General features: G+C 53.8%; 22 protein-coding genes. 6 read left to right on the top strand and 16 right to left on the bottom strand.

What is annotated here, in order from left to right:
- Positions 1 to 25: 25 nt before the first annotated feature.
- The 5 genes from CYQ09_RS16795 to CYQ09_RS16775 all read right to left on the bottom strand — a co-directional run bounded on the left by CYQ09_RS16795 (position 26) and on the right by CYQ09_RS16775 (position 5,411).
- Positions 26 to 877, bottom strand: a complete 852-nt coding sequence (locus tag CYQ09_RS16795) for an ABC transporter permease (protein ID WP_106746543.1) — start codon at positions 875 to 877, stop codon at positions 26 to 28.
- Positions 874 to 1,794, bottom strand: a complete 921-nt coding sequence (locus tag CYQ09_RS16790; protein WP_106746542.1) for an ABC transporter permease — start codon at positions 1,792 to 1,794, stop codon at positions 874 to 876. The genes CYQ09_RS16795 and CYQ09_RS16790 overlap by 4 nt, the downstream gene beginning before the upstream one ends.
- Positions 1,795 to 1,839: 45 nt before the next feature.
- Positions 1,840 to 2,622: an ABC transporter ATP-binding protein gene (locus CYQ09_RS16785; protein WP_106746577.1), complete on the bottom strand. Its 783-nt coding sequence runs from the start codon at positions 2,620 to 2,622 to the stop codon at positions 1,840 to 1,842.
- 18 nt (positions 2,623 to 2,640) lie between these two features.
- Positions 2,641 to 4,095 carry a dihydropyrimidinase gene (gene hydA / locus CYQ09_RS16780; protein WP_106746541.1) on the bottom strand — a complete coding sequence of 485 codons (1,455 nt, stop codon included), beginning with the start codon at positions 4,093 to 4,095 and terminating at the stop codon, positions 2,641 to 2,643.
- Between the two features lie 65 nt (positions 4,096 to 4,160).
- On the bottom strand, positions 4,161 to 5,411 hold the full coding sequence (locus CYQ09_RS16775) for a Zn-dependent hydrolase (protein WP_106746540.1): 1,251 nt from the start codon (positions 5,409 to 5,411) through the stop codon (positions 4,161 to 4,163).
- Between the two features lie 171 nt (positions 5,412 to 5,582).
- On the opposite strand from CYQ09_RS16775, the gene CYQ09_RS16770 reads away from it, so the two are divergent.
- Positions 5,583 to 6,194, top strand: a complete 612-nt coding sequence (locus CYQ09_RS16770) for a TetR family transcriptional regulator C-terminal domain-containing protein (protein WP_106746539.1) — start codon at positions 5,583 to 5,585, stop codon at positions 6,192 to 6,194.
- Positions 6,195 to 6,356: 162 nt separating this feature from the next.
- Positions 6,357 to 7,217 carry an SDR family oxidoreductase gene (locus CYQ09_RS16765; protein ID WP_106746538.1) on the top strand — a complete coding sequence of 287 codons (861 nt, stop codon included), beginning with the start codon at positions 6,357 to 6,359 and terminating at the stop codon, positions 7,215 to 7,217.
- On the opposite strand, the gene CYQ09_RS16760 is transcribed toward CYQ09_RS16765, so the two are convergent.
- Entirely contained in the window at positions 7,156 to 7,836 is a 681-nt protein-coding gene (locus CYQ09_RS16760; RefSeq protein WP_106746537.1) for a hypothetical protein, read from the bottom strand. The genes CYQ09_RS16765 and CYQ09_RS16760 overlap by 62 nt on opposite strands.
- A 182-nt stretch (positions 7,837 to 8,018) precedes the next feature.
- On the opposite strand from CYQ09_RS16760, the gene CYQ09_RS16755 reads away from it, so the two are divergent.
- The gene (locus tag CYQ09_RS16755) at positions 8,019 to 8,804 is read left to right on the top strand and encodes an ion transporter (RefSeq protein WP_106746576.1); all 786 of its coding nucleotides are present in this window, start codon (positions 8,019 to 8,021) and stop codon (positions 8,802 to 8,804) included.
- Here the strand turns inward: CYQ09_RS16755 and dxs are convergent.
- From dxs to CYQ09_RS16725, 6 genes are all read right to left on the bottom strand, one after another.
- Positions 8,801 to 10,714, bottom strand: coding sequence for a 1-deoxy-D-xylulose-5-phosphate synthase (dxs, locus tag CYQ09_RS16750; RefSeq protein ID WP_106746536.1), 1,914 nt, complete (start codon positions 10,712 to 10,714; stop codon positions 8,801 to 8,803). The two genes, CYQ09_RS16755 and dxs, sit on opposite strands and share 4 nt — an antisense overlap.
- An 11-nt stretch (positions 10,715 to 10,725) precedes the next feature.
- Complete coding sequence (locus CYQ09_RS16745) at positions 10,726 to 11,589, bottom strand: polyprenyl synthetase family protein (protein WP_106746535.1); 864 nt, start codon at positions 11,587 to 11,589, stop codon at positions 10,726 to 10,728.
- The gene (locus CYQ09_RS16740) at positions 11,582 to 11,818 is read right to left on the bottom strand and encodes an exodeoxyribonuclease VII small subunit (protein WP_045995436.1); all 237 of its coding nucleotides are present in this window, start codon (positions 11,816 to 11,818) and stop codon (positions 11,582 to 11,584) included. The genes CYQ09_RS16745 and CYQ09_RS16740 overlap by 8 nt, the downstream gene beginning before the upstream one ends.
- Positions 11,815 to 12,738, bottom strand: coding sequence for a histone deacetylase family protein (locus CYQ09_RS16735; RefSeq protein WP_106746534.1), 924 nt, complete (start codon positions 12,736 to 12,738; stop codon positions 11,815 to 11,817). The genes CYQ09_RS16740 and CYQ09_RS16735 overlap by 4 nt, the downstream gene beginning before the upstream one ends.
- A gap of 82 nt (positions 12,739 to 12,820) precedes the next feature.
- Positions 12,821 to 13,522: a response regulator gene (locus tag CYQ09_RS16730; protein WP_106746533.1), complete on the bottom strand. Its 702-nt coding sequence runs from the start codon at positions 13,520 to 13,522 to the stop codon at positions 12,821 to 12,823.
- Positions 13,519 to 14,025: a MarR family winged helix-turn-helix transcriptional regulator gene (locus CYQ09_RS16725; protein ID WP_106746532.1), complete on the bottom strand. Its 507-nt coding sequence runs from the start codon at positions 14,023 to 14,025 to the stop codon at positions 13,519 to 13,521. The genes CYQ09_RS16730 and CYQ09_RS16725 overlap by 4 nt, the downstream gene beginning before the upstream one ends.
- Before the next feature lie 147 nt (positions 14,026 to 14,172).
- Here CYQ09_RS16725 and CYQ09_RS16720 point away from each other — a divergent pair, with 147 nt between their 5' ends.
- Together CYQ09_RS16720 and CYQ09_RS16715 are read left to right on the top strand one after the other, a co-directional pair.
- Positions 14,173 to 15,042: a branched-chain amino acid aminotransferase gene (locus tag CYQ09_RS16720; protein ID WP_106746575.1), complete on the top strand. Its 870-nt coding sequence runs from the start codon at positions 14,173 to 14,175 to the stop codon at positions 15,040 to 15,042.
- A 375-nt stretch (positions 15,043 to 15,417) separates the two neighbouring features.
- Positions 15,418 to 16,017, top strand: a complete 600-nt coding sequence (locus CYQ09_RS16715) for a hypothetical protein (protein WP_106746531.1) — start codon at positions 15,418 to 15,420, stop codon at positions 16,015 to 16,017.
- Between the two features lies 1 nt (position 16,018).
- Here CYQ09_RS16715 and CYQ09_RS16710 read toward each other — a convergent pair whose 3' ends face one another.
- Positions 16,019 to 16,939 carry a DMT family transporter gene (locus tag CYQ09_RS16710; protein WP_106746530.1) on the bottom strand — a complete coding sequence of 307 codons (921 nt, stop codon included), beginning with the start codon at positions 16,937 to 16,939 and terminating at the stop codon, positions 16,019 to 16,021.
- A 113-nt stretch (positions 16,940 to 17,052) separates the two neighbouring features.
- Here CYQ09_RS16710 and CYQ09_RS16705 point away from each other — a divergent pair, with 113 nt between their 5' ends.
- A complete protein-coding gene (locus CYQ09_RS16705; RefSeq protein WP_106746529.1) occupies positions 17,053 to 18,078 on the top strand; it encodes a fatty acid desaturase in 1,026 nt (341 codons plus the stop codon).
- Here the strand turns inward: CYQ09_RS16705 and queG are convergent.
- The 3 genes from queG to mtgA all read right to left on the bottom strand — a co-directional run bounded on the left by queG (position 18,046) and on the right by mtgA (position 20,601).
- The gene (gene queG, locus CYQ09_RS16700) at positions 18,046 to 19,092 is read right to left on the bottom strand and encodes a tRNA epoxyqueuosine(34) reductase QueG (RefSeq protein WP_106746528.1); all 1,047 of its coding nucleotides are present in this window, start codon (positions 19,090 to 19,092) and stop codon (positions 18,046 to 18,048) included. The genes CYQ09_RS16705 and queG overlap by 33 nt on opposite strands.
- 30 nt (positions 19,093 to 19,122) lie before the next feature.
- Positions 19,123 to 19,788 (bottom strand): glutathione S-transferase family protein, encoded by a 666-nt coding sequence (locus tag CYQ09_RS16695; RefSeq protein WP_106746527.1) that lies wholly within the window; start codon positions 19,786 to 19,788, stop codon positions 19,123 to 19,125.
- Positions 19,789 to 19,851: 63 nt separating this feature from the next.
- A complete protein-coding gene (gene mtgA / locus CYQ09_RS16690; protein ID WP_106746574.1) occupies positions 19,852 to 20,601 on the bottom strand; it encodes a monofunctional biosynthetic peptidoglycan transglycosylase in 750 nt (249 codons plus the stop codon).
- Positions 20,602 to 20,632: the final 31 nt, after the last annotated feature.

The following is a 20,632-nucleotide window of genomic DNA, read 5'->3' as shown; positions in this document are numbered from 1 at the left end:
AGAGCCCTCTTTGCGGGGCTTAATGTTATTTTCTTTGCGAAGGGTGCCAAAATGTGACCCGCCCTTCGACCCATGCCATCAGCCCGTAAAGCGTGCTTCCGGCGATTGCTGCCACCACAATTTCAGCCCAGACCATATCAAGCGCAAGCTGCCCGACGCTGGTTGATATGCGAAAGCCCATCCCAACCGTCGGAGAGCCAAAAAATTCAGCAACAATAGCCCCGATAAGCGCAAGTGTTGTCGCAATCTTGAGGCCATTGAAAATGAATGGCATCGCAGCAGGCAAACGCAATTTAAACAGCGATGCCCAATATCCAGCACCGTAAGTCCGCATCAAATCCCGCTGCATGGTGGTCGTATCCCGCAACCCGGCAACGGTGTTCACAAGGATCGGAAAAAACACCATAACGCCAACGACAGCTGCCTTAGATTCCCAGTCACTACCTAGCCATTTAACAAAGATCGGGGCGGTCCCCACAATTGGCAAAGCCGCCATAAATCCGCCAACCGGTAGAATACCACGCGTCAGAAACTCTGACCGATCAGCAAAGATTGCGACACCAAACGCGGCAGCTGCGCCAAACAAATATCCGGTCATCGCGCCTTTAATGATGGTCTGCTCAAAATCAGCCCAAAGGCGCGGCAGCTCGCTAACCAACCTTACACCAATAGACGATGGCGGCGGTAAAATCACCGCATTCACCTCCAACATGCGAACCAGCCATTCCCACATTAGCAGAAGGGTCAGTCCGAAAATGATAGGCACAAGCAGCCCTACCATACGGGTTTCAGACTTTACCCCATTTGCCAGCCGCGCGTTGATAAACCACCCAACAGCCCAAATGGCCAAGGCCCCGAAGATTGCGATCCACGTCATGCGTGCGCCATCCCCATCCGACGTAAGGTCAGACGTTCCAATAGGCTAAACAACCCCACCAAGGCCGCCGCCGTGATCGCCGCAGCAAACAACGCCGCCCAAGTCACAAGCGGTTGCCCATATTGGTCACCCACCAACATCCGTGCGCCAAATCCAGCACGTGCACCCGTCGGCAATTCAGCAACAATTGCCCCAACAAGTGACGCCGATATCCCAATCTTCAACGACGCAAACAGATAAGGAACCGAAGCTGGCAACCGTAGTTTCCAAAACCCTTGGGCGGGGCTGGCATGATAGGTCCGCAGCAAATCAAGCTGCATAGCATCCGGGCTACGCAGTCCCTTTACCATCCCCACGACAACTGGGAAAAAACTCAGGTAAGCACTAATAATCGCCTTCGGCAGAAGCCCCTGAATACCGATCGCACCTAACACAACGATAATCATCGGGGCCAACGCAAGGATTGGAATCGTCTGGCTCGCAATGGCCCAAGGCATCACGCTCATGTCCATCGCACGGTTGTAAACAATCCCAACCGCCAGCAGAATGCCCAAACCAGTACCAATCGCAAAACCAAGCAAAGTGGCGGAAAGCGTCACCCACCCATGATAAACAAGCGACCTCTTCGAGGTGATCTTCTTCATCACAATCGTATCCCACATCTCAGCCGCAACCTGATGTGGTGACGGAAGCCGTGGGCGTTCTTGAACAAAGGTCAGCCCCAACAATGACGGATTGCGAAGCGACAGCCCCAAACCATTGTACTCTTGGCGCTCTGCCGGTGTTTCGGGGGACACAGCCAGCCCATCACGCTGCGCCTGATCCGCAGTCAGATGCATATTCATCGGAATAACCGCCAGCACCCAAATCAGCAGAATCGCAACAACAATGGTCAAAACGGGAATGATAGACTTCATCGCATCATCCCCTCGCTTTGGGCAAAGTACTCCCGCCGGAGGCGCCTACACATCATCATGCCCCGCCCTCAATCCATCGCGCACGCGATGAGCAATCTCGATGAATTCCGCACTATCGCGAATGCCCAATGGGCGTTCTTTGGGCAGTGGGCTTTCGATGACATCCGTAATGCGACCGGGGCGCGGTGACATAACAACGATCTTGGTCGACAGATAAACCGCTTCGGGGATCGAATGGGTTACAAAGCCAATTGTCTTTTCAGTCCGCGCCCACAACTGCAATAGCTGCTCGTTCAAGTGATCGCGGACGATTTCATCAAGTGCACCAAAGGGTTCATCCATCAACAAAATATCAGCATCAAACGCTAGCGCCCGCGCGATTGACGCGCGCTGTTGCATACCGCCCGATAGCTGCCACGGGAATTTCTTTTCAAACCCGGTTAAATCGACCAGCTCCAAAACACGCGCAACACGCTCTGCCTGTTCAGACTTAGAAAAACCCATGATCTCAAGCGGGAGCTTGATATTCCCACCAATCGTACGCCAAGGATACAACCCTGCGGCCTGAAATACGTAACCATAGGCACGCGCGCGACGGGCCTCGTCTGGCGTCATTCCGTTAACAGTGATCGCACCCGAAGTTGGCGTCTCTAACCCTGCCATACAGCGCAAAAACGTCGTCTTGCCGCATCCAGAAGGCCCGATAAAGCTGACGAAATCACCCTTCTTGATCTCTAAATTCACACCCTTCAGCGCGTGCACCGGGCCGTCGTTCGTTTCAAACGTCAGGTTTAGCCCCTGCGCATTTATTATTGTTGGCTGGTTCAACACTTGCACCCTTATAAATTAAACCCCTGTCGCCGGAATGCCGGTACGTTCCACGGGCCGCGGAGCGGTTAGGTCTTTCCATTTCGACAGCGCAGTGTTCACCGTACCATTTGGATCGCGGGCGACGAATTCACCATGACCCTCCTTGGCCTTCAGTTCGCCATTATCCACCGCGACGTAACCGCGGGTTAGCACATAGCGAGGGGTCGCCGAAACTTCGACGCCTTCAAATACGTTATAGTCAATCGCTGACGCTTGGGTGCTGGCCGAGATGGTTTTCTTGGCGTTCGGGTCCATCACGACGATATCCGCATCTGCACCCACAAGGATCGCGCCTTTCTTTGGATAGCAGTTCAAGATTTTCGCGATATTGGTCGACGTCACAGCGACAAATTCGTTCATCGTGATACGGCCTGTTTCCACACCGTAAGTCCACAGCACAGGCAAACGGTCCTCTAGCCCGCCGGTCCCGTTGGGGATTTTTGAAAAATCGCCCACGCCATAACGTTTTTGGTCGGTGGTAAAGGCGCAGTGGTCGGTCGCTACGCAAGACAACGTACCCGACGCAAGCCCGGCCCACAGGCTATCTTGATGCTGTTTGTTCCGGAATGGGGGTGACATTACGCGGCGCGCGGCATGGTCCCAATCTTCGTTGAAATATTCGGATTCGTCCAAGACAAGGTGCTGCACCAACGGTTCACCCCAAACGCGCTTGCCCTGCATTTTGGCGCGACGGATTGCTTCATGGGATTCTTCGCAGGATGTGTGCACGACATACAGTGGCGCGCCGGCCATATCGGCAATCATGATCGCGCGGTTCGTGGCTTCGCCTTCGACTTGTGGCGGGCGGGAATAAGCGTGCGCTTCGGGGCCTGTGTTGCCTTCGGCCAGCAATTTAGCGGTTAATTCCGCGACAACATCACCGTTTTCGGCGTGCACCAGCGGGGTCGCACCCAATTCAGCACAGCGTTTGAATGATGCATAAAGCTCGTCATCGTTCACCATCAATGCGCCTTTGTAGGCCATGAAATGTTTGAACGTGTTGATGCCATGTTCTTCGGTGATCGTCTTCATGTCGTCAAAGACCTGTTCACCCCACCACGTGATCGCCATGTGATAAGAATAATCACAAGCCGCGCGGCCCGATTTATTGTCCCAAACCTTGAGCGCATCCAGCAGACTGTCACCCGGGCTGGGCAGACAGAAATCGACAACCATCGTCGTGCCGCCAGCCAGCGCCGCACGGGTACCCGTGGCAAAGTCATCTGCTGAATACGTACCCATAAAAGGCATCTCAAGATGGGTGTGCGGATCAATTCCACCCGGCATGATAAAACAGTCGGTCGCGTCTAAAACTTCGTCGCCCGACAGGTCCAGCCCGATCTCAATGATCTTACCGCCGTCAATCAGCACGTCTGCCTTATAAGTCAGATCAGCCGTAACGATGGTTCCATTTTTGATGACTTTGGTCATTTGTTTTTCCTCATTCTTTCACTCCCGCAGGCGGGCCTGGGCAATTCATCAGCTTTGTGATGAATTCAGCTTACAATCTCTGCCGTTTCAACGACCGCATGGAACAATACATCCGCCCCCGCCGCTGCCCATTCTTGGCTGATCTCTTCAGCTTCGTTGTGGGACAGCCCGTCAACGCAAGGGCACATGACCATCGCGGTTGGTGCCAGCCGATTGATCCAGCACGCATCGTGGCCCGCGCCCGAGATGATATCCATGTGGGAATAGCCCAGACGATCCGCCGCGCTCCGCACGGCTGTCACGCAACCTTCGTCAAATGTAACCGGGTCAAAGTGCCCAACAGGTTCTATTTCCATTGTTAGCCCAAGTTCTTCGATTATTGGCACTGCTTCGGCTTCTAGCCGAGCTTTCATACCGTCGAGTTTGTCCTGATCTGGTGAACGGAAGTCGATGGTAAACACGGCCTTGCCCGGGATCACGTTGCGTGAATTTGGGTAGACATCGCAGTGACCAATCGCGCCAACCGCCCCCGGCTGGTTATCCATCGCGATCGTGTGCACCAGTTCCGTGATCCGCGCCATGCCAAGCCCAGCGTTCACCCGCATATTCATAGGTGTCGATCCGGTGTGCGCGTCTTTGCCGGTTAGCGTGACCTGTAACCACCACAGGCCTTGGCCGTGAGTGACAACGCCAATTTGTTTGTTTTCCGCTTCAAGAATGGGCCCTTGTTCGATGTGCAACTCAAAGAACGCATGCATCTTACGATCACCGACCTTTTCTTCGCCCTTCCAGCCAATGCGCTCTAACTCTGCGCCAAATCTTTTACCCTCAGCGTCTTCACGGTCATAGGCCCAATCTTGGGTATGCATCCCGGCAAACACACCAGAGGCCAACATCGCAGGCGCAAAGCGCGTGCCTTCTTCGTTCGTCCAGTTTGTTACAACGATTGGGTGCTTGGTTTTGATGTCGAGATCATTCATCGTGCGCAGCAGTTCCAGCCCACCTAACACACCCAGAACACCATCATATTTGCCGCCAGTCGGCTGCGTGTCCAAATGCGACCCGACATAAACGGGTAGCGCATCGGGGTCAGCACCTTCGCGGCGCGCAAACATGTTGCCCATCTGGTCTAACCCCATGGTGCAACCCGCAGCTTCGCACCATTTCTGGAACAGGTGGCGGCCTTCGCTATCTTCGTCGGTCAGGGTCTGGCGATTGTTGCCGCCAGCAACACCGGGGCCAATCTTAGCCATTTCCATCAGACTGTCCCACAAACGTGCACTATTGATCTTTAAATTTTCGCCTGGGGCTGCCATGAGTTATCTCCGCCGTAGGATAAGTCTAATTTGACCATTCGGTCAAAGTGAGGCTAACAGAGACATAGGCCCAGTCAAGTTTTCTGCGCAGAGAACATGCAGTTGCCGCAAAAGGATGCAAATACGCTAGGCAGTGACCACCGACGCCCTAAAATTGAGCAATTACATACTATGAGTAAACCTGAGACACGTATTCAACAGCGTAACCGCGCCGCAATTTTATCCGCAGGGCTTGAGATTTTTTCTCAGTTTGGCCTTAGAGGATCGACGCTTGACCAAATCGCCGAGGCCGCCGGGTTATCTAAGCCTAATTTGCTTTATTATTTTAAATCGAAAGACGCGATTTACACCGCATTGTTGGAACGTCTTCTGGAAACGTGGCTTGACCCACTCCAGAAAATGGATGCCAACGGTGACCCCATCAAAGAAATACTTGGTTATGTGCATCGCAAACTGGCGATGAGCAAAGACTACCCCCGCGAAAGTCGTCTGTTTGCGAACGAAATCTTACAAGGCGCTCCGCATATCGCTAATCACCTTAGTCAAGACTTACGACAACTTGTCGATGAAAAAGCAGTGGTGTTAAAAGAATGGGAAGCGGCCGGTAAGATCGCGCCTATCGACCCACATCATCTTGTCTTTTCAATTTGGGCAATGACCCAGCACTATGCTGATTTTGACGTGCAGGTCCGTGCTGTTCTGGGTGACAAGGACCCGTTCGAAGACGCGATGACCTACCTTGATACGCTCTTCCGACGGATGTTAACGCCGCCTAAGCCATAGGCCGGCAACAGCAAAGACCTTGGCAGCGTTCACCTGCCAAGGCGCACCGCGTTAGAAATGATGATATTTCTACTGGACGATGCATGATCAAGAACCGATTAGTGAAAACTAACACCACCATCAGGTCTTGCGGTCCCAGCGTTGCTACGGCACCACTGCTTTATGACCCATACACTTCTTTCTTTCGGTCACGGCTTTAGCGCACAGGCGCTTGCACGTGTTTTACTGCCGCAGGGCCACACCATCATCGGAACAACACGCACCGTCGATGGCGTTTCCGAAATCGCGAAAACGGGGATCGATGCTATGCTATGGCCCGGCACCGATATGATACCTGCGCTGAACAAGGCGACGCATCTGCTGATCTCGACCGCGCCCGACGAAGGTGGTGATCCTGTACTTGCAGCCCTGAAAGACGCGATCGCAGCACGCGCCAAGCAATTCGAATGGGTCGGCTATTTGTCCACCACTGGCGTTTACGGCGATCATGACGGCGATTGGGTAGATGAAACGACACCGTTAACCCCTGCCACCAAACGCGGCATCGCGCGGGTCAAGGCAGAGGCCGCTTGGGCAGACATCCCTGACCTACCGCTGCATATTTTCCGACTTGCGGGCATCTACGGCCCCGGTCGTGGGCCGTTTTCTAAGGTTCGCAGTGGCAGTGCGCGACGGATCATCAAAAAGGGACAGGTCTTTAGCCGTACCCACGTTGATGACATCGCGCAGGTTCTTGCCGCTTCTATCGCCAAGCCGAACCCCGGTGCAGTCTATAACGTCTGCGACAACGACCCGGCGCCACCCGAAGACGTGATCGGTTACGCCGCCCAACTGCTAGGGTTACCCCTACCGCCCGCCGAAGACTTTGAAACGGCCGAGATGTCCCCAATGGCACGCAGCTTTTACGCTGAAAGCAAAAAGGTCCGGAACGACAGGATCAAAGAAGAACTGGGCGTAAAGCTTATCTACCCGGACTATCGCAGCGGGCTAATGGCACTATTGGCGCAGGAAGAACGCGCCTAACGGCCCACGCAACGGCGGCGAACAAAATCAAAAGCACGATGGCGATCGCAAAGTTTGATCCATAGAAAACCATCCGCTGTGGCAATTCTAGATCGTTCAAGAACCGGTACGGCAAGCCGCTTGTCACTGCACCCATAGGCGTCGGGTTGGTTGGACTAATCACAAGTTCGGTCCACAACACGTAGCCACCAATCACCCCGACAAGCCACGCCAAAGGCGCACCCAACCGCCGATAGCTACGATGAATAAAGATCGTGTCAATCAGCTGAAGCAGCGGTCCGAAAAGATGTAGGTACAGTTCTAAATGCCATGCCATCAGCTGCCCATTATCGGTGACCGAGGTCGGGTCTGCGAAATACAGCCGCCAAAACAAGAATACGACCATCGTGTTGATCACAGCGGTCATGCAGACGAACCCATCCCAGCGGCGCTCGCTACGTCCCTCTTGGATCGCCATCATACGGCTGGCTGCAAAGAATGATGCGAACAGCGCCCAAACAGTCAGATACCGCAATGGCCCACCAAATCCATCATAACTGCCAAAGAACAGCGTCCGCAGCACGTAACCTCCCGCTAGCAAAAAGACAGCCCAACGATAGATGTGAACAAAACGCGCCATTTAAATTCCTCCCGACATTTATGGTGCGTTAGTTAGGTCGTTGAGGTCTATAAGAACGCTACTCCGATCACATAAAGCAGTGTGATGATGGCCAACGCTCAGATTTCACATGAATGTCTTGGGCAATCACTTGCGCATTAAACTGGGTCACGCCATATGAAACCAATAAAATTGGTGGACTGATGACTTACAAAGAAACGCTTGCGCACTACCTAAGCCTACCATTCACACGCAACTTTATCATTGGTGTCATTCTATTTAATGCCCTGATACTTGGCCTTGAAACATCCGACGCCGTCATGAACCGCTTTGGCGGTTTGATCGAAGCGCTCGACACGCTGTGCCTTACAATCTTCGTTATCGAAATCGCTGCCAAGCTTATTGCGCATGGGCGGCAATTCTTCCGAAGCGGCTGGAACCTGTTTGATTTCATCATCGTAGGCATTGCCCTGATCCCTGCAGCGCAGGGTCTTGCTGTGTTACGTGCGCTAAGAATCTTACGGGTGATGCGGATTATGTCGGCGGCGCCCCGACTGCGGCGCGTGATCGAAGGCTTCGTGACTGCGCTCCCCGGCATGGGCAGTGTGTTCCTTTTGATGGCAATCATTTTTTATATCGGTTCTGTCATGGCGACGAAACTGTTCGGGGACAGCTTTCCCCAGTGGTTCGGGAGCCTTGGCCAATCGGCATATTCACTGTTTCAAATCATGACGCTTGAAAGCTGGTCCATGGGAATTGTTAGACCAGTGATGGCGACCTACCCCTATGCGTGGGCGTTCTTTATCCCATTCATCATGGTCACAACTTTTGCAGTCGTGAACCTTCTGGTTGGTCTGATCGTGAACTCAATGCAGGATGCCCACGCCGAAGAAGCGAACGCAAGCACCGACGCCTATCGCGATGCCGTACTCCAGCGTTTGATCGCGATTGAAAAACACTTGGATATGAAAAAGGCGCCTGAAGACTAGGCGCGTTTTCCAATCACTTCGACGCCCAAGACATCCAAAATCTTCGCTTCAATATCATCGGCGTTCAGCCCGGCTGTGTCATACATCGCACGCGGGCTGGCCTGATCGATAAAGGTATCGGGCAGTACCATCGACCGGAATTTCAAACCGTGATCGAACACGCCCTCGTCCGACAAAAACTGCGCGACATGAGACCCAAAGCCACCGACACTGCCTTCTTCGATACAAATCAGTGCTTCGTGATCTGCGGCTAGTTTCAGAATCATGTCTTTATCAAGCGGCTTCGCAAAACGTGCATCGGCCACGGTTGGGTTGATACCCTTTGCCGATAGCGCTTCGCAGGCGGCTGTGACCTCTTGCAGGCGCGTCCCGAAAGATAGGATCGCAACGCGCGACCCTTCTTTGATCATCCGGCCTTTGCCGATTTCCAGCAGCTCTGGATTTTGCGGCATCTCGACACCGACGCCTTCGCCGCGTGGGAAACGGAACGCAATCGGACCGTCGTCATATGCAGCAGCCGTCGCAACCATGCGCACCAATTCAGCCTCATCTGCGGCGGCCATCACAACCATCCCCGGCAAGTTCGCCAAGAACGCCACATCGAATGCACCTGCATGGGTCGCGCCGTCAGCACCAACAAGCCCAGCGCGGTCAATCGCGAAACGGACAGGCAAACGCTGGATCGCCACATCATGCACAACCTGATCATAGCCACGCTGCAAGAACGTCGAATAAAGCGCACAGAACGGACGCATCCCACCAGCGGCAAGACCCGCACTAAACGTCACCGCGTGTTGTTCGGCAATGCCAACATCAAAGCAGCGACTGGCGTAGCGCTTCATGAAACGGTCGAGGCCAGTGCCGTCTGGCATCGCAGCAGTAATCGCGCAAATCTTGGGATCATTGGCGGCCAGATCAATCAAAGTCTCAGCAAAGACCGAAGTATAAGACGGCGCGTTGCTTGGCGCTTTTTTCTGTTCGCCAGTAACAACGTCGAACTTTGCGCGGGCATGACCCTTATCGCTCGCATCTTCGGCAGGGGCGTATCCCTTGCCCTTTTTGGTAATCGCGTGAATCAGGATCGGCCCATCAGCGCGTTCTTTAACCGTGCGCAACACAGACAAGAGCTGATCCATGTCGTGCCCGTCGATAGGTCCGAGGTAGGAAAAACCAAGTTCTTCGAACATCGTGCCGCCGACGGTCATATGCTTCAGCATATCTTTGGCGCGTTTGGCACCTTCGCGGAATGGTTCGGGCAACAATGATACCGCACCTTTGGCCGCGGCTTTAAATTCCTGAAATGGCTCGCCAGCATATAGACGCGACAGGTATGAAGACATTGCGCCAGTCGGCGGGGCAATCGACATTTCATTGTCGTTCAGAATCACAATCAAACGCTTGCCCAAATGGCCTGCGTTATTCAGTGCCTCATATGCCATCCCGGCCGACATCGCACCATCGCCGATCACGGCAATCGCATCGCCACCTTCGCCGCCCAAATCACGTGCAACAGCAAAGCCCAGCGCGGCAGAAATCGACGTGCTCGAATGCGCAGCGCCGAACGGGTCATAGGGGCTTTCAGATCGTTTGGTGAAACCGCTTAGCCCACCTTCGGTCCGCAGCGTGCGAATACGATCACGCCGCCCGGTCAGTATTTTATGAGGATAGCATTGGTGGGATACATCCCAGATGATCTTGTCCTTGGGCGCATCGAACACCGCGTGCAAGGCGACGGTCATCTCAACCACACCCAGCCCAGCACCCAAATGGCCGCCGGTCACGGACACCGCTGCGATAGTTTCGGCGCGCAGATCATCGGCCAGCTGCCGCAGCTCTGCATCCGATAGCTGCTTCATGTCATCTGGCGTATTCACGCGATCCAAAATGGGGGTATCTGGCTGGCTGGTCATCTTGCTACCCTTCAATGCGTCCGCGAAATCACAAAGCGGGCGGCTTCTTTTAACGTCTCAGCGTCGTTTCCATAGATAGATAGCGCATCACAAGCGGTTTGTACTAGGTCCGCAGCGCGACGTTTCGCCCCGTCCAGCCCCAAATGCGACACAAAAGTCGCCTTGCCTGCGACGGCATCCTTGCCGACGGCCTTGCCCACTTGCTCAGCGTCGCCTTCAATATCCAAAACATCGTCCCAAATCTGGAACGCAAGGCCAAGGGCGTCACCGTATTGCTTAAGCGGAGCTGTATCAGCTTGCGCCATACGCGCACCTGCCATCGCAGACCACGAGATCAAAGCGCCGGTCTTACCCGCTTGCAACGCCATCACCTGTCCAAGGCTAAGCGGTGCACGTGCAGTCTCAGCTGCGATATCAGCGGCCTGCCCGCCGACCATTCCACGAACACCAGCGGCCCGCGCCAGTGTCTGTGCTAACACAATGCGTGCATCAGCTGCGATATCGGGGCGTAGAACACACTCGAAGGCAAGCGACTGCAGCGCGTCACCGACAAGTACGGCGGTCGCCTCGTCCCATTTCACGTGCACTGTCGGCTGGCCCCGGCGCAGCGCATCATCATCCATGCAGGGCAAATCGTCATGCACCAGTGAATAGGCGTGCATGCATTCAATCGCGGCAGCAACTGGCAGCGCTGAGGCCATCCCGAACAACTTGGCCGTTTCCAACACAAGAAACGCGCGCAAAGCTTTGCCGCCTTGCGTCGCATATACCATACCCTTGCCGATTTCACCGGGCAGGTTGTCCAGTTCACCAGCAATATATCGTTCGGTTTGCGCGGCGGCGGTCCGTAGCGCGACTTCAAATCTCTTAGCCATCCAGCGGTGCAGTCCCTTTAGGTTCACCGTTTTCGCCAAACGTAATGCGAGCGACTTTCTCTTCGGCTTCTTTCAGCTTTGCCTCGCAGCGCGCCTTTAGCGCGGCACCGCGTTCATAAAGGGCAATCGATTGATCCAAGGCCACATCACCACGCTCAAGCTGGCCAACAACGGCCTCTAGCTCTTTCATTGCGTCTTCAAAGCTCATCTCTTCAACAGGCGTGGTCATCGGCCTCTTTCCTCCAATACGCTGACATGGGCGCGGGCGGCATCGCCCAGTGCGTTCAGGTCATACCCACCTTCGAGCATGGACACAACGCGGCCTTCGCAATGTTCGTCTGCCACATCGCACAGACGCTGTGTTACCCAGCCAAAGTCGTCGGTTTGTAATCTCATGCCCGCCAATGGATCATCTTCATGTGCATCAAATCCCGCCGAGATCAGCAGAAGTTGAGGAGAAAACGCAGCAACGCGCGGGAGCACCACACGATCCATCACATCGCGAAACGCCGCTGAACCTGTTCCTTCGGGCAATGGCACGTTCAGCACATTCCCAACACCCGTTTCATGTGCTGCCCCGGTACCGGGATATAGCGGCGATTGGTGCGTTGAACAAAACAGGATACGCGGATCATCCTCGACCAAATCCTGCGTGCCATTCCCGTGATGGACATCAAAATCAACAATAGCGACACGCTCCAAACCATGGTGGTCCAGCGCATATTTCGCGGCGATCGCGATATTCCCAAAGAAACAAAAACCCATGGCTGTTTCACGTTCTGCATGATGCCCTGGAGGGCGTGTTGCGCCAAACGCATTCGCGGCATCACCGGACATGACCATATCGACACCACGAACAGCGGCACCCGCCGCACGATAGACCGCCTGCAAAGTACCAACCGACATATGGGTATCAGCATCCAATGATCGCCAACCACTTTCAGGGGCAGCGTCCCTGATCGCAGCAACATGCGATTTGGGATGGGCGCGAAGCAAGTCATCATCCGCAACAAGCAGGGCTTTTACCCTATGCAAATTCAGATCGGATAGCGCATTTAGAACCGCATCCAACCGCGCGACTTGTTCTGGGTGACCCGGCGGGGTCACATGATCATAACAGTCGTCATGGGTAATTAATGCGGTGACCATAGCGCAGCCTTTCGTCCGAAGTACAAAATCTCGATAAGACTAACCTAATAAATGTCGGGCGCCCACAGGGCGCACAACGAGGTCACTCCGGAGCGAGCATATATCCTGCACCGCGAACGGTTTGCAGATAGCGGGGTTGCTTTGGGTCCGCTTCAATCTTGCGACGTAGCCGCGTGATTTGCACATCAACGGCACGTTCTTGAGTCTGACCACCAGACCGGCTTAGCTCTTCAACCAATTGCGCGCGGCTCATCGGCTCTCCGGGATGCCCTGAGAAAATACGCATGAGCTGGCTTTCGGTTGCGGTTAAACGCACCAAGGCCTCACCCTCCCAAAGTTCTCCACGCTCAATATCATAGCGGACCGGCCCCATGTGCATGACCTTGGGCAAAACGACAACTGGTTCAGTCTCTGGCATGCGGCGCAGGATCGCATTGATCCGTAACAACAGCTCTTTGGGTTCAAAAGGCTTGGCTAGATAATCATCTGCACCAGCCTCTAGCCCGGAAATACGGTCATCCGTTTCCGCCTTAGCGGTCAGCAACATGATAGGTGTTGTCAGCTTTTGGCGCAGATCACGGCACAGCGTGACACCGTCTTCGCCCGGCATCATCACGTCCAACACAATCAGGTCAAATTCCAAACCTGACAAAATACGCCGCGCATGCGCCGCGTCACGTGCTGTCGTTACAAGAAAACCACTTCTGACCAAGAATTTACGCAACAGGCTGCGAATACGTTCATCATCGTCCACAATCAATAAATGGGCGTCGTCAGCCTTCATTCCGCTCTATCCTTCATCGCCTCATAATGGTGACGCGTCTGGTCATCCATCATGGCCTCCAACACTTGCCGAAACCCCGCCACAGCGTCAGGTCCAACAGTACGATATGCCGCCCGCATTCGATCACGTTGCGCATCCGACAATGCACGTTCTAACACAGCTCCCTCTGGTGTTAGATGCAAATGTCGTTCTCGCTTGTCCTTTTTACCGACAGTGCTCGCCACCAAACCGTCTTCGATCAATGTACGCAACACACGATTAAGCGATTGTTTTGTAACACCCAGAATTGACAGCAGGTTATTTACTGTCGTACCGGGACTGCGATGAATGAAATGGATAGCGCGGTGATGTGCCCGACCATAAGATTTTTCCTCAAGGATACGGTCTGGATCAGCGGTAAATCCACGATAGGCGAAAAACATCGCCTCGATTCCTTTACGCAACTGTTCATCCGTCAGGAAAAGCAGACTTTGCCCAGTCTGTTGCTGCGGCCCGTCACTCATGCGCGTACTCCTTTTAACTAAAGGAACAATACGTCAGCTTTGTTGACATTCCAAGAATCAACTGCTAGCGAAACCCACAAAATACGCAATATTATGTCCAAAACGGACCTAATGTCGTAACAAATGCAAATTCCCATGGAGGCAATGATGGCTGGTGCATATGATGACCGTGATGGCAAAATCTGGATGGACGGCCAATTGGTCGAATGGCGCGACGCCAATGTCCACATTCTGACTCACGCCATGCACTATGCTTCGTCCGTTTTCGAAGGCGAGCGCTGCTATAACGGCAAGATTTTCAAATCTGTCGAACACTCTGAACGTCTGATCAAATCTGGCAAACTGTTGGATATGGAAATTCCATACACCATCGAAGAAATTGAAAAAGCAAAATATGATGTTCTAAAAGCCAACGGTTGGGATGATGCCTATGTACGTGTGATCGCATACCGCGGCGCAGGCGAAGACATGGGTGTCGCTTCAAACAAAAACCCAGTGCGCATGGCTGTTGCAGCATGGGAATGGGGTGCCTATTACGGCGACGCCAAGATGAAAGGCGCAAAGCTGGACATCGCGAAATGGAAACGCCCATCGCCAGAGACCATTCCAACAGCGGCCAAAGCTGCTGGTCTTTACATGATTTGCACAATGTCTAAACATGCCGCCGAAGCCAAAGGCTGTTCTGACGCGCTGTTCATGGATTATCGTGGGTATGTCGCCGAGGCGACTGGCGCAAACATCTTTTTCGTCAAAGACGGCGAAGTGCACACACCCGACCCAGACGCGATCCTGAACGGTATCACGCGCCAGACAGTGATCGAAATGCTCGAGGCCAAAGGCATTAAGGTCAATGTACGCCGCATCATGCCGGAAGAGCTTGAAGGATTTGAGCAATGCTGGCTAACCGGCACCGCAGCCGAAGTAACCCCAGTCGGTCAAATCGGTGATTACACATTCGAAGTTGGCACGCTTACACGCGAGATCGCGGAAGATTACGAAAAGCTCGTTCGCGCGTAAAATTTGCGGCGCTTGGCTATCATACGTGCAAGCGCTGCACCCGATACGCATTTATCAGACCGTCGCTGGCTCTTGCTCGGCGGCGGCGCTGCAATGTTAGGCTTTGCTTACTTGGTTTCGCATTTCTTACAACAGCAATGAGCCGTCCTAAGGTGAGTCTGGTAGGGCTTTCTGGTTGATCAAGCATATGTTTTGTCATGTTGTCCTCCAAAGTAGGCCCTCATGATAGCACATTTTACATGCATTAGCTGTAAGTCAGCCATCTTTTTCTGCTTAAATCGATCATCTCATAGTTGAAGAACAAAATTCGGCCAGTTTTCAGAGTATAAACAGCACCGTAACCAGTTCTTTGAGACGATGAGAAGACACGAGAGCATGTATTCGACACGACGCAAGCATGACCAACCGAATGCGGATCTTTCCATCAGGCATGTTCTAAAGGGTGCGCCCCAGGATTTATGGCTAGATACGATCAGGCGCGCAAAATATGCATCGCACAATACGCTCATCTCGTGGATGCTAAGCCAACCCGAATGTGACTTTGCAATCGCAGTTCATGCGTTTTATCGCAGCAATCCCGCAAAACATCTGGATGACCCGAAACCGCTACCAGCCCACCCCGAACCAGACGACATATTCTCTCGGGTATTGATACAGTGGGACATCGGTTTTTATCGCACGCACCGGCTGGCTGTAGAAGAACGCGATGCCCCATTACGACAGATCGCACGGCTCAACCAAAAAATTATTGCGCGCCCCCGTGGATCGCTACCGTTTCAGGTGCCCGCACGGTTCTTAGAGCCAAAGGGCGGCACCACGCTGAGCCTTCCAGCACATCTTTCGCCGACAGCTGTGCATAATATCTGGAAAAAATACGCCGATGCCGGGCTTGATGTCCCCGCTTCAGCGCCCGGCTTACCGCGCCAAATCGCGCAGATTAAGAACCGTTTCCTACGACGGACAGAACGTCACTAAACTAGCCGCCCACATTTCCTGTCGCCTTGCGCTGTTGGGACCGTTTTAGCCCAAGCTGTCGTTCGCGCCAGATAATCAGCACACCCGCTGCTATAACAACAAAAGCCCCTAACAACATCGTTCGTGTCGGAACTTCGTCAAAAATGAAATATCCGATAACAAGCGCAAGAATCATCGAACTATAGTCAAAGGGCGCAACAAGCGAAGCGTCGGCAAAACGGTAACTAGAGGTCAAGAATATCTGCCCGATACCTCCGAAAAGCCCTGCAAAAATCAACATCAACGCCATAGGCGCTGACGGTATCGTCCACCCCCACGGAATCGTAAATAACGCCATGATCGACGATGTGATGGTGAACCAAAATACAATCGCCGCGGTGCCCTCAGTATTGACCAGTTTTCGGACAAACACCTGCGCCAAAGCCGCCATGACCGCCCCCATAAGCACAACGATTGCACCTAATGTTTCAGATGCGCCCAACGACGCACCGACCGACAGTCGGGGCGACAAGACGATCAAAACACCGACCATCCCCAATGCAACCGCAGACAACCGAAAAACACCAACCTGTTCGTTTAAAAACATCGCGGCAAAGATAACAACCAGCAGCGGCGCAGCGTAGCCAATCGCCGTCACTTCTGGCAAAGGCAGTAATCCCAGCCCAGTAAAGCCTAAGCCCATTGCAGACGTTCCAACCAAGCCGCGCCAAAAATGCCCCATCGGATTACTTGTCTTCCAGCCATGGCGTAGCTCACCCCGCAAAGCGAGCCAGCCAAGTATAATAGGAAGCGCGAAAAACGACCTAAAGAACACTGCCTCTCCTGGTGGTACGTCAGCCGACGCCGCTTTGATCAAGCTAGCCATAGCCATGAACATACAGACTGACATCACCTTGAGAAGAATTCCGCGTAGGGGCTGCATGATTGTCTCCTTTTGGGCACCCTAGGACGCATACCCAACACATTGAAGCCTTTATTGCTTGCTACCGCTCAGCGTTAAGGTATCCGTCACACAGTCACAATAAGAAGCACTGCATGCACTCAGATAACACCCCCCCGACATCGCCTAGCCCACGTGATTGGGTACGAATTCTCGCAAACTATCGTGAACCCAACAGCCTGCGTAGCAGCATAGAATTGGTAATAAGCTTTGTTCCGTTCATTGGCCTGTGGATATTGGCCTGCCTCGTGGCCCCTTACAGCTATATCGGCGCATTTTTGATCTCTGCATTTAACGGCTGTTTTCTTCTTCGCCTGTTTTGCATTCAACATGATTGCGGGCACGGATCATTCTACGGCAACCGCACAGTCAGCGATTGGGTTGGCCGCGTATTGGGCGTTGTTACACTAACCCCCTATGACGTATGGCGCCGTACGCATTCAATCCACCACAGCCACGCCGGTGACCTTGATCATCGCGGCATTGGTGACGTCATGACGCTAACCGTTGAAGAATACCACCAGCGCACCGCATTTGGTCGCTTTATGTACCGTGCTTATCGCCATCCGCTGGTCATGTTCGGCCTTGGTCCGACATATTTGTTCATCCTTCAAAACCGTCTACCTTTGGGGCTGATGAACCAAGGTAAAAAGTATTGGATTAGCGCGATGGGGACGAACGCCGCAATCGCGGCAATCCTTGGCACGATCGTGTATTTCGGCGGATTGCAGGCGTTGTTCCTCGTATTTCTTCCAACGACCCTGATCGCAGCATCGATTGGTGTGTGGTTGTTCTACGTCCAGCACCAGTTTGAAACCACGCACTGGGAACAGGCACCAGATTGGCAACTACACGAGGCCGCGCTTCACGGCAGCTCTCACTATGATTTGCCACCAATCTTGCGTTGGTTCACAGCGAACATCGGGATCCACCACGTACACCACCTGTACAGCCGTATCCCGTTCTATCGCCTGACAGAAGTACTGCGCGATCACCAAGAACTGGTCGAAGTGAGCCGCCTGACAATGCTACAAAGCGTTAAATGCGCGAGCCTTGATCTTTGGGATGAGAAAAAGCGCCGGTTGGTTTCATTCGCTGCTGCGCGCCGCGCTGCTGCCTAACCGATCCAGCGCCCACGCTGCAGCTTCTGCGACGGTGGGATCAGAATCGTTAATCAATCGGGCGACCACACCAGCAAGGGTTCGGTCGCCCGAATTGCCTATGGCATATGCGACATTGCGCACGAACCGATCACGTCCGATGCGTTTGATGGGCGACCCTGAAAACCGCGCCCGAAATGCAGCATCATCAAGCGTAGCAAGCTCTGACAACGGTGGTGCGATCAGATCTTCACGCGCGGCATATTTCGCGTCACGGCCCATGTTTGCGAATTTGTTCCACGGACAAACACCCAAGCAATCATCGCAGCCGTAAATCCGGTTCCCCATTAGGGATCGAAGTTCGAGGTCAACAGGACCTTTGTGTTCAATCGTCAGGTAAGAAATGCACCGCCGGGCATCCAACTGATACGGCGCTGGAAAGGCCGAGGTCGGACAAACATCAAGGCACGCGGTGCAGCTGCCGCAGTGGCTGACCTCTGGCGTATCTGGTTCTAATTCAACGGTCGTAAAAATCGCGCCAATAAAGAACCAAGATCCAAGATCGCGCCCTAAAACATTCGTGTGCTTTCCCTGCCAACCAAGCCCAGCGGCTTGGGCCAGCGGTTTTTCCATAACGGGGGCCGTGTCTACGAACACCTTGATCTGAGCCTCTGGCACCTGTTCGATCAGCCAACGCCCCACGCGCTTTAGGCGCTTTTTTACAACATCATGGTAATCCCGCCCTTGGGCATAGACGCTAATCGCTGCACGGTCAGGATGATCTAATACCTCAAGCGGGTCATGTTCCGGCGTATAAGGCTCTGCCAGCATGATAACCGATTTTGCCTCTGGCCACAGCGCGGCAGGGTTTCCCCGCCAATGCATACGTTCCGCCATCCATTCCATTTGCCCATGCATCCCTGCATCAACAAATGTCGCTAACCTCTCCGCGATTTCGGGAACTGCATCCGGGCGGCAGATGCCTACCTTAGCGAAACCCACCTCTTGGGCGTATGTGACCAACCGGTCCTTCACAGGCTTACAGCAGAACGTGTTCCGCGACCTTTAGAAATCCAGATCAGCATAATGCGCAGCCGGTTGGAAACCAGGCACCTCATCCGCCAAAAGCGACCGGAACGCGGGACGCGATTTAATCTTGGCGTACCAATCCTTCACGACCTCGTGGCGATTCCAGTCAACGTCGCTTGTGTAATCTAGGCAGGACAAATGCGCCGCTGCCGCGAAATCTGCGATAGTCATTTCGTTGCCAGCAAGCCAACGGCGGTCTTCCAGCAAATAGGCCATGTAATCGAGATGGTACTTGATCGCACGCGCCCCTGCTTTGACGTTCGTGCTGTCCGGGTAACCCGTTCCCATAACCTTGCGATATACACGTTCGCCGATCAGCTTTGTTGTGACCTCGTGATAGAATTTGTCGTCGAACCAACCAACAAGGCGTCGCGCCTCGTAACGGGCATCCAACTCGCGCGGCAAAAGAGCTGGCGTTGGGTGGAGTTCTTCGAGGTACTCAAAAATCGCGTTACTGTCGGCCATCATCCGACCGTTCATTTTTAGAATAGGTATTTTCCCGGCCGGGTTACGGCGCAAGAACTCAGCGTCCTGTTCCCAATAACGTTCTTCGACAAGACCGACTTCGATCTTCTTCTCGGCAAGGCACAACCGCACTTTGCGCGAATACGGTGACAACGGGTAATGATACAGGGTGTTCATGACGGACTCACAAATCGGTTTTCCCTTCAATGCAGCAAGGGCGCGTCCGGATCAATGGTTGGATCAGCTTTCGAAACAATCCGCGCGACCATCCGCCTTGATTGTTTGGGCTCCGCTGATGATGGCAGAAGTCCGATCGCGGGTGTAAGGGCTGGGGTTTGATGCCGAACGGGTTTTCGGCGCAGGTAGAATCGCGGCAAGCCGTGCGGCCTGTGTCGCAGACAGATTCGCAGCATCCACGCCAAAGTAATGGCGCGCAGCAGCCTGTACACCAAACACACCCTCATCAAATTCAGCGACGTTTAGGTACAGCTCAAGAATGCGGCGTTTGGTCCAAACGGCCTCTGACAATGGGGTCCATAATGCCTCCATCGCTTTGCGCAGCCAGCTGCGCCCGTGCCAAAGATAGACGTTTTTGATGACTTGCTGTGAAATCGTCGATGCGCCACCACGCCCACGATCAATCGCGGAACGGATGGCATTGACGTCCAACCCCCAATGCAAACAGAAATTGGCATCCTCTGCGGCCACCGCAGAACGCGCCATCACTGGTGCGATATCCTCGATCGGGGTCCAGTCATATTTGATTGAACCCAAACGGCTGCGTTCCGAGAACATATATGGCGTCGTTGGCGGCGGGACGACCGCGTATAGCAAGGTCGCCAACAAAACGAATCCAAGCACTGCAAAACCAAAGCCCCAAATCACCCGGCGCACCAATTGCCAGCCCCGCTCGATCAAGCTGGGCTGTTTTTTCCGCGTGTTTCGCTTTTTGGGCGCGGGTTTCTTTTTGGATGTTTTACGCTCTGCCATCGGCACCATAAGCCACGCGCCGGGTTGTGTG

The sequence above is a fragment of the Yoonia maritima genome (assembly GCF_002933395.1).
Lineage (GTDB): Bacteria > Pseudomonadota > Alphaproteobacteria > Rhodobacterales > Rhodobacteraceae > Yoonia > Yoonia maritima_A.
This window is presented reverse-complemented; position numbering and strand designations above follow the sequence as displayed.

What these genes read in the sequence shown, in the direction of transcription:
- CYQ09_RS16795 (WP_106746543.1), bottom strand. Translation starts at nt 877, where the DNA reads ATGACGTGGATCGCAATCTTCGGGGCCTTGGCCATTTGGGCTGTTGGG.
- CYQ09_RS16790 (WP_106746542.1), bottom strand. Translation starts at nt 1,794, where the DNA reads ATGAAGTCTATCATTCCCGTTTTGACCATTGTTGTTGCGATTCTGCTG.
- hydA (WP_106746541.1), bottom strand. Translation starts at nt 4,095, where the DNA reads ATGACCAAAGTCATCAAAAATGGAACCATCGTTACGGCTGATCTGACT.
- CYQ09_RS16775 (WP_106746540.1), bottom strand. Translation starts at nt 5,411, where the DNA reads ATGGCAGCCCCAGGCGAAAATTTAAAGATCAATAGTGCACGTTTGTGG.
- CYQ09_RS16770 (WP_106746539.1), top strand. Translation starts at nt 5,583, where the DNA reads ATGAGTAAACCTGAGACACGTATTCAACAGCGTAACCGCGCCGCAATT.
- CYQ09_RS16765 (WP_106746538.1), top strand. Translation starts at nt 6,357, where the DNA reads ATGACCCATACACTTCTTTCTTTCGGTCACGGCTTTAGCGCACAGGCG.
- CYQ09_RS16760 (WP_106746537.1), bottom strand. Translation starts at nt 7,836, where the DNA reads ATGGCGCGTTTTGTTCACATCTATCGTTGGGCTGTCTTTTTGCTAGCG.
- CYQ09_RS16755 (WP_106746576.1), top strand. Translation starts at nt 8,019, where the DNA reads ATGACTTACAAAGAAACGCTTGCGCACTACCTAAGCCTACCATTCACA.
- dxs (WP_106746536.1), bottom strand. Translation starts at nt 10,714, where the DNA reads ATGACCAGCCAGCCAGATACCCCCATTTTGGATCGCGTGAATACGCCA.
- CYQ09_RS16745 (WP_106746535.1), bottom strand. Translation starts at nt 11,589, where the DNA reads ATGGCTAAGAGATTTGAAGTCGCGCTACGGACCGCCGCCGCGCAAACC.
- CYQ09_RS16740 (WP_045995436.1), bottom strand. Translation starts at nt 11,818, where the DNA reads ATGACCACGCCTGTTGAAGAGATGAGCTTTGAAGACGCAATGAAAGAG.
- CYQ09_RS16735 (WP_106746534.1), bottom strand. Translation starts at nt 12,738, where the DNA reads ATGGTCACCGCATTAATTACCCATGACGACTGTTATGATCATGTGACC.
- CYQ09_RS16730 (WP_106746533.1), bottom strand. Translation starts at nt 13,522, where the DNA reads ATGAAGGCTGACGACGCCCATTTATTGATTGTGGACGATGATGAACGT.
- CYQ09_RS16725 (WP_106746532.1), bottom strand. Translation starts at nt 14,025, where the DNA reads ATGAGTGACGGGCCGCAGCAACAGACTGGGCAAAGTCTGCTTTTCCTG.
- CYQ09_RS16720 (WP_106746575.1), top strand. Translation starts at nt 14,173, where the DNA reads ATGGCTGGTGCATATGATGACCGTGATGGCAAAATCTGGATGGACGGC.
- CYQ09_RS16715 (WP_106746531.1), top strand. Translation starts at nt 15,418, where the DNA reads ATGTATTCGACACGACGCAAGCATGACCAACCGAATGCGGATCTTTCC.
- CYQ09_RS16710 (WP_106746530.1), bottom strand. Translation starts at nt 16,939, where the DNA reads ATGCAGCCCCTACGCGGAATTCTTCTCAAGGTGATGTCAGTCTGTATG.
- CYQ09_RS16705 (WP_106746529.1), top strand. Translation starts at nt 17,053, where the DNA reads ATGCACTCAGATAACACCCCCCCGACATCGCCTAGCCCACGTGATTGG.
- CYQ09_RS16695 (WP_106746527.1), bottom strand. Translation starts at nt 19,788, where the DNA reads ATGAACACCCTGTATCATTACCCGTTGTCACCGTATTCGCGCAAAGTG.
- mtgA (WP_106746574.1), bottom strand. Translation starts at nt 20,601, where the DNA reads ATGGCAGAGCGTAAAACATCCAAAAAGAAACCCGCGCCCAAAAAGCGA.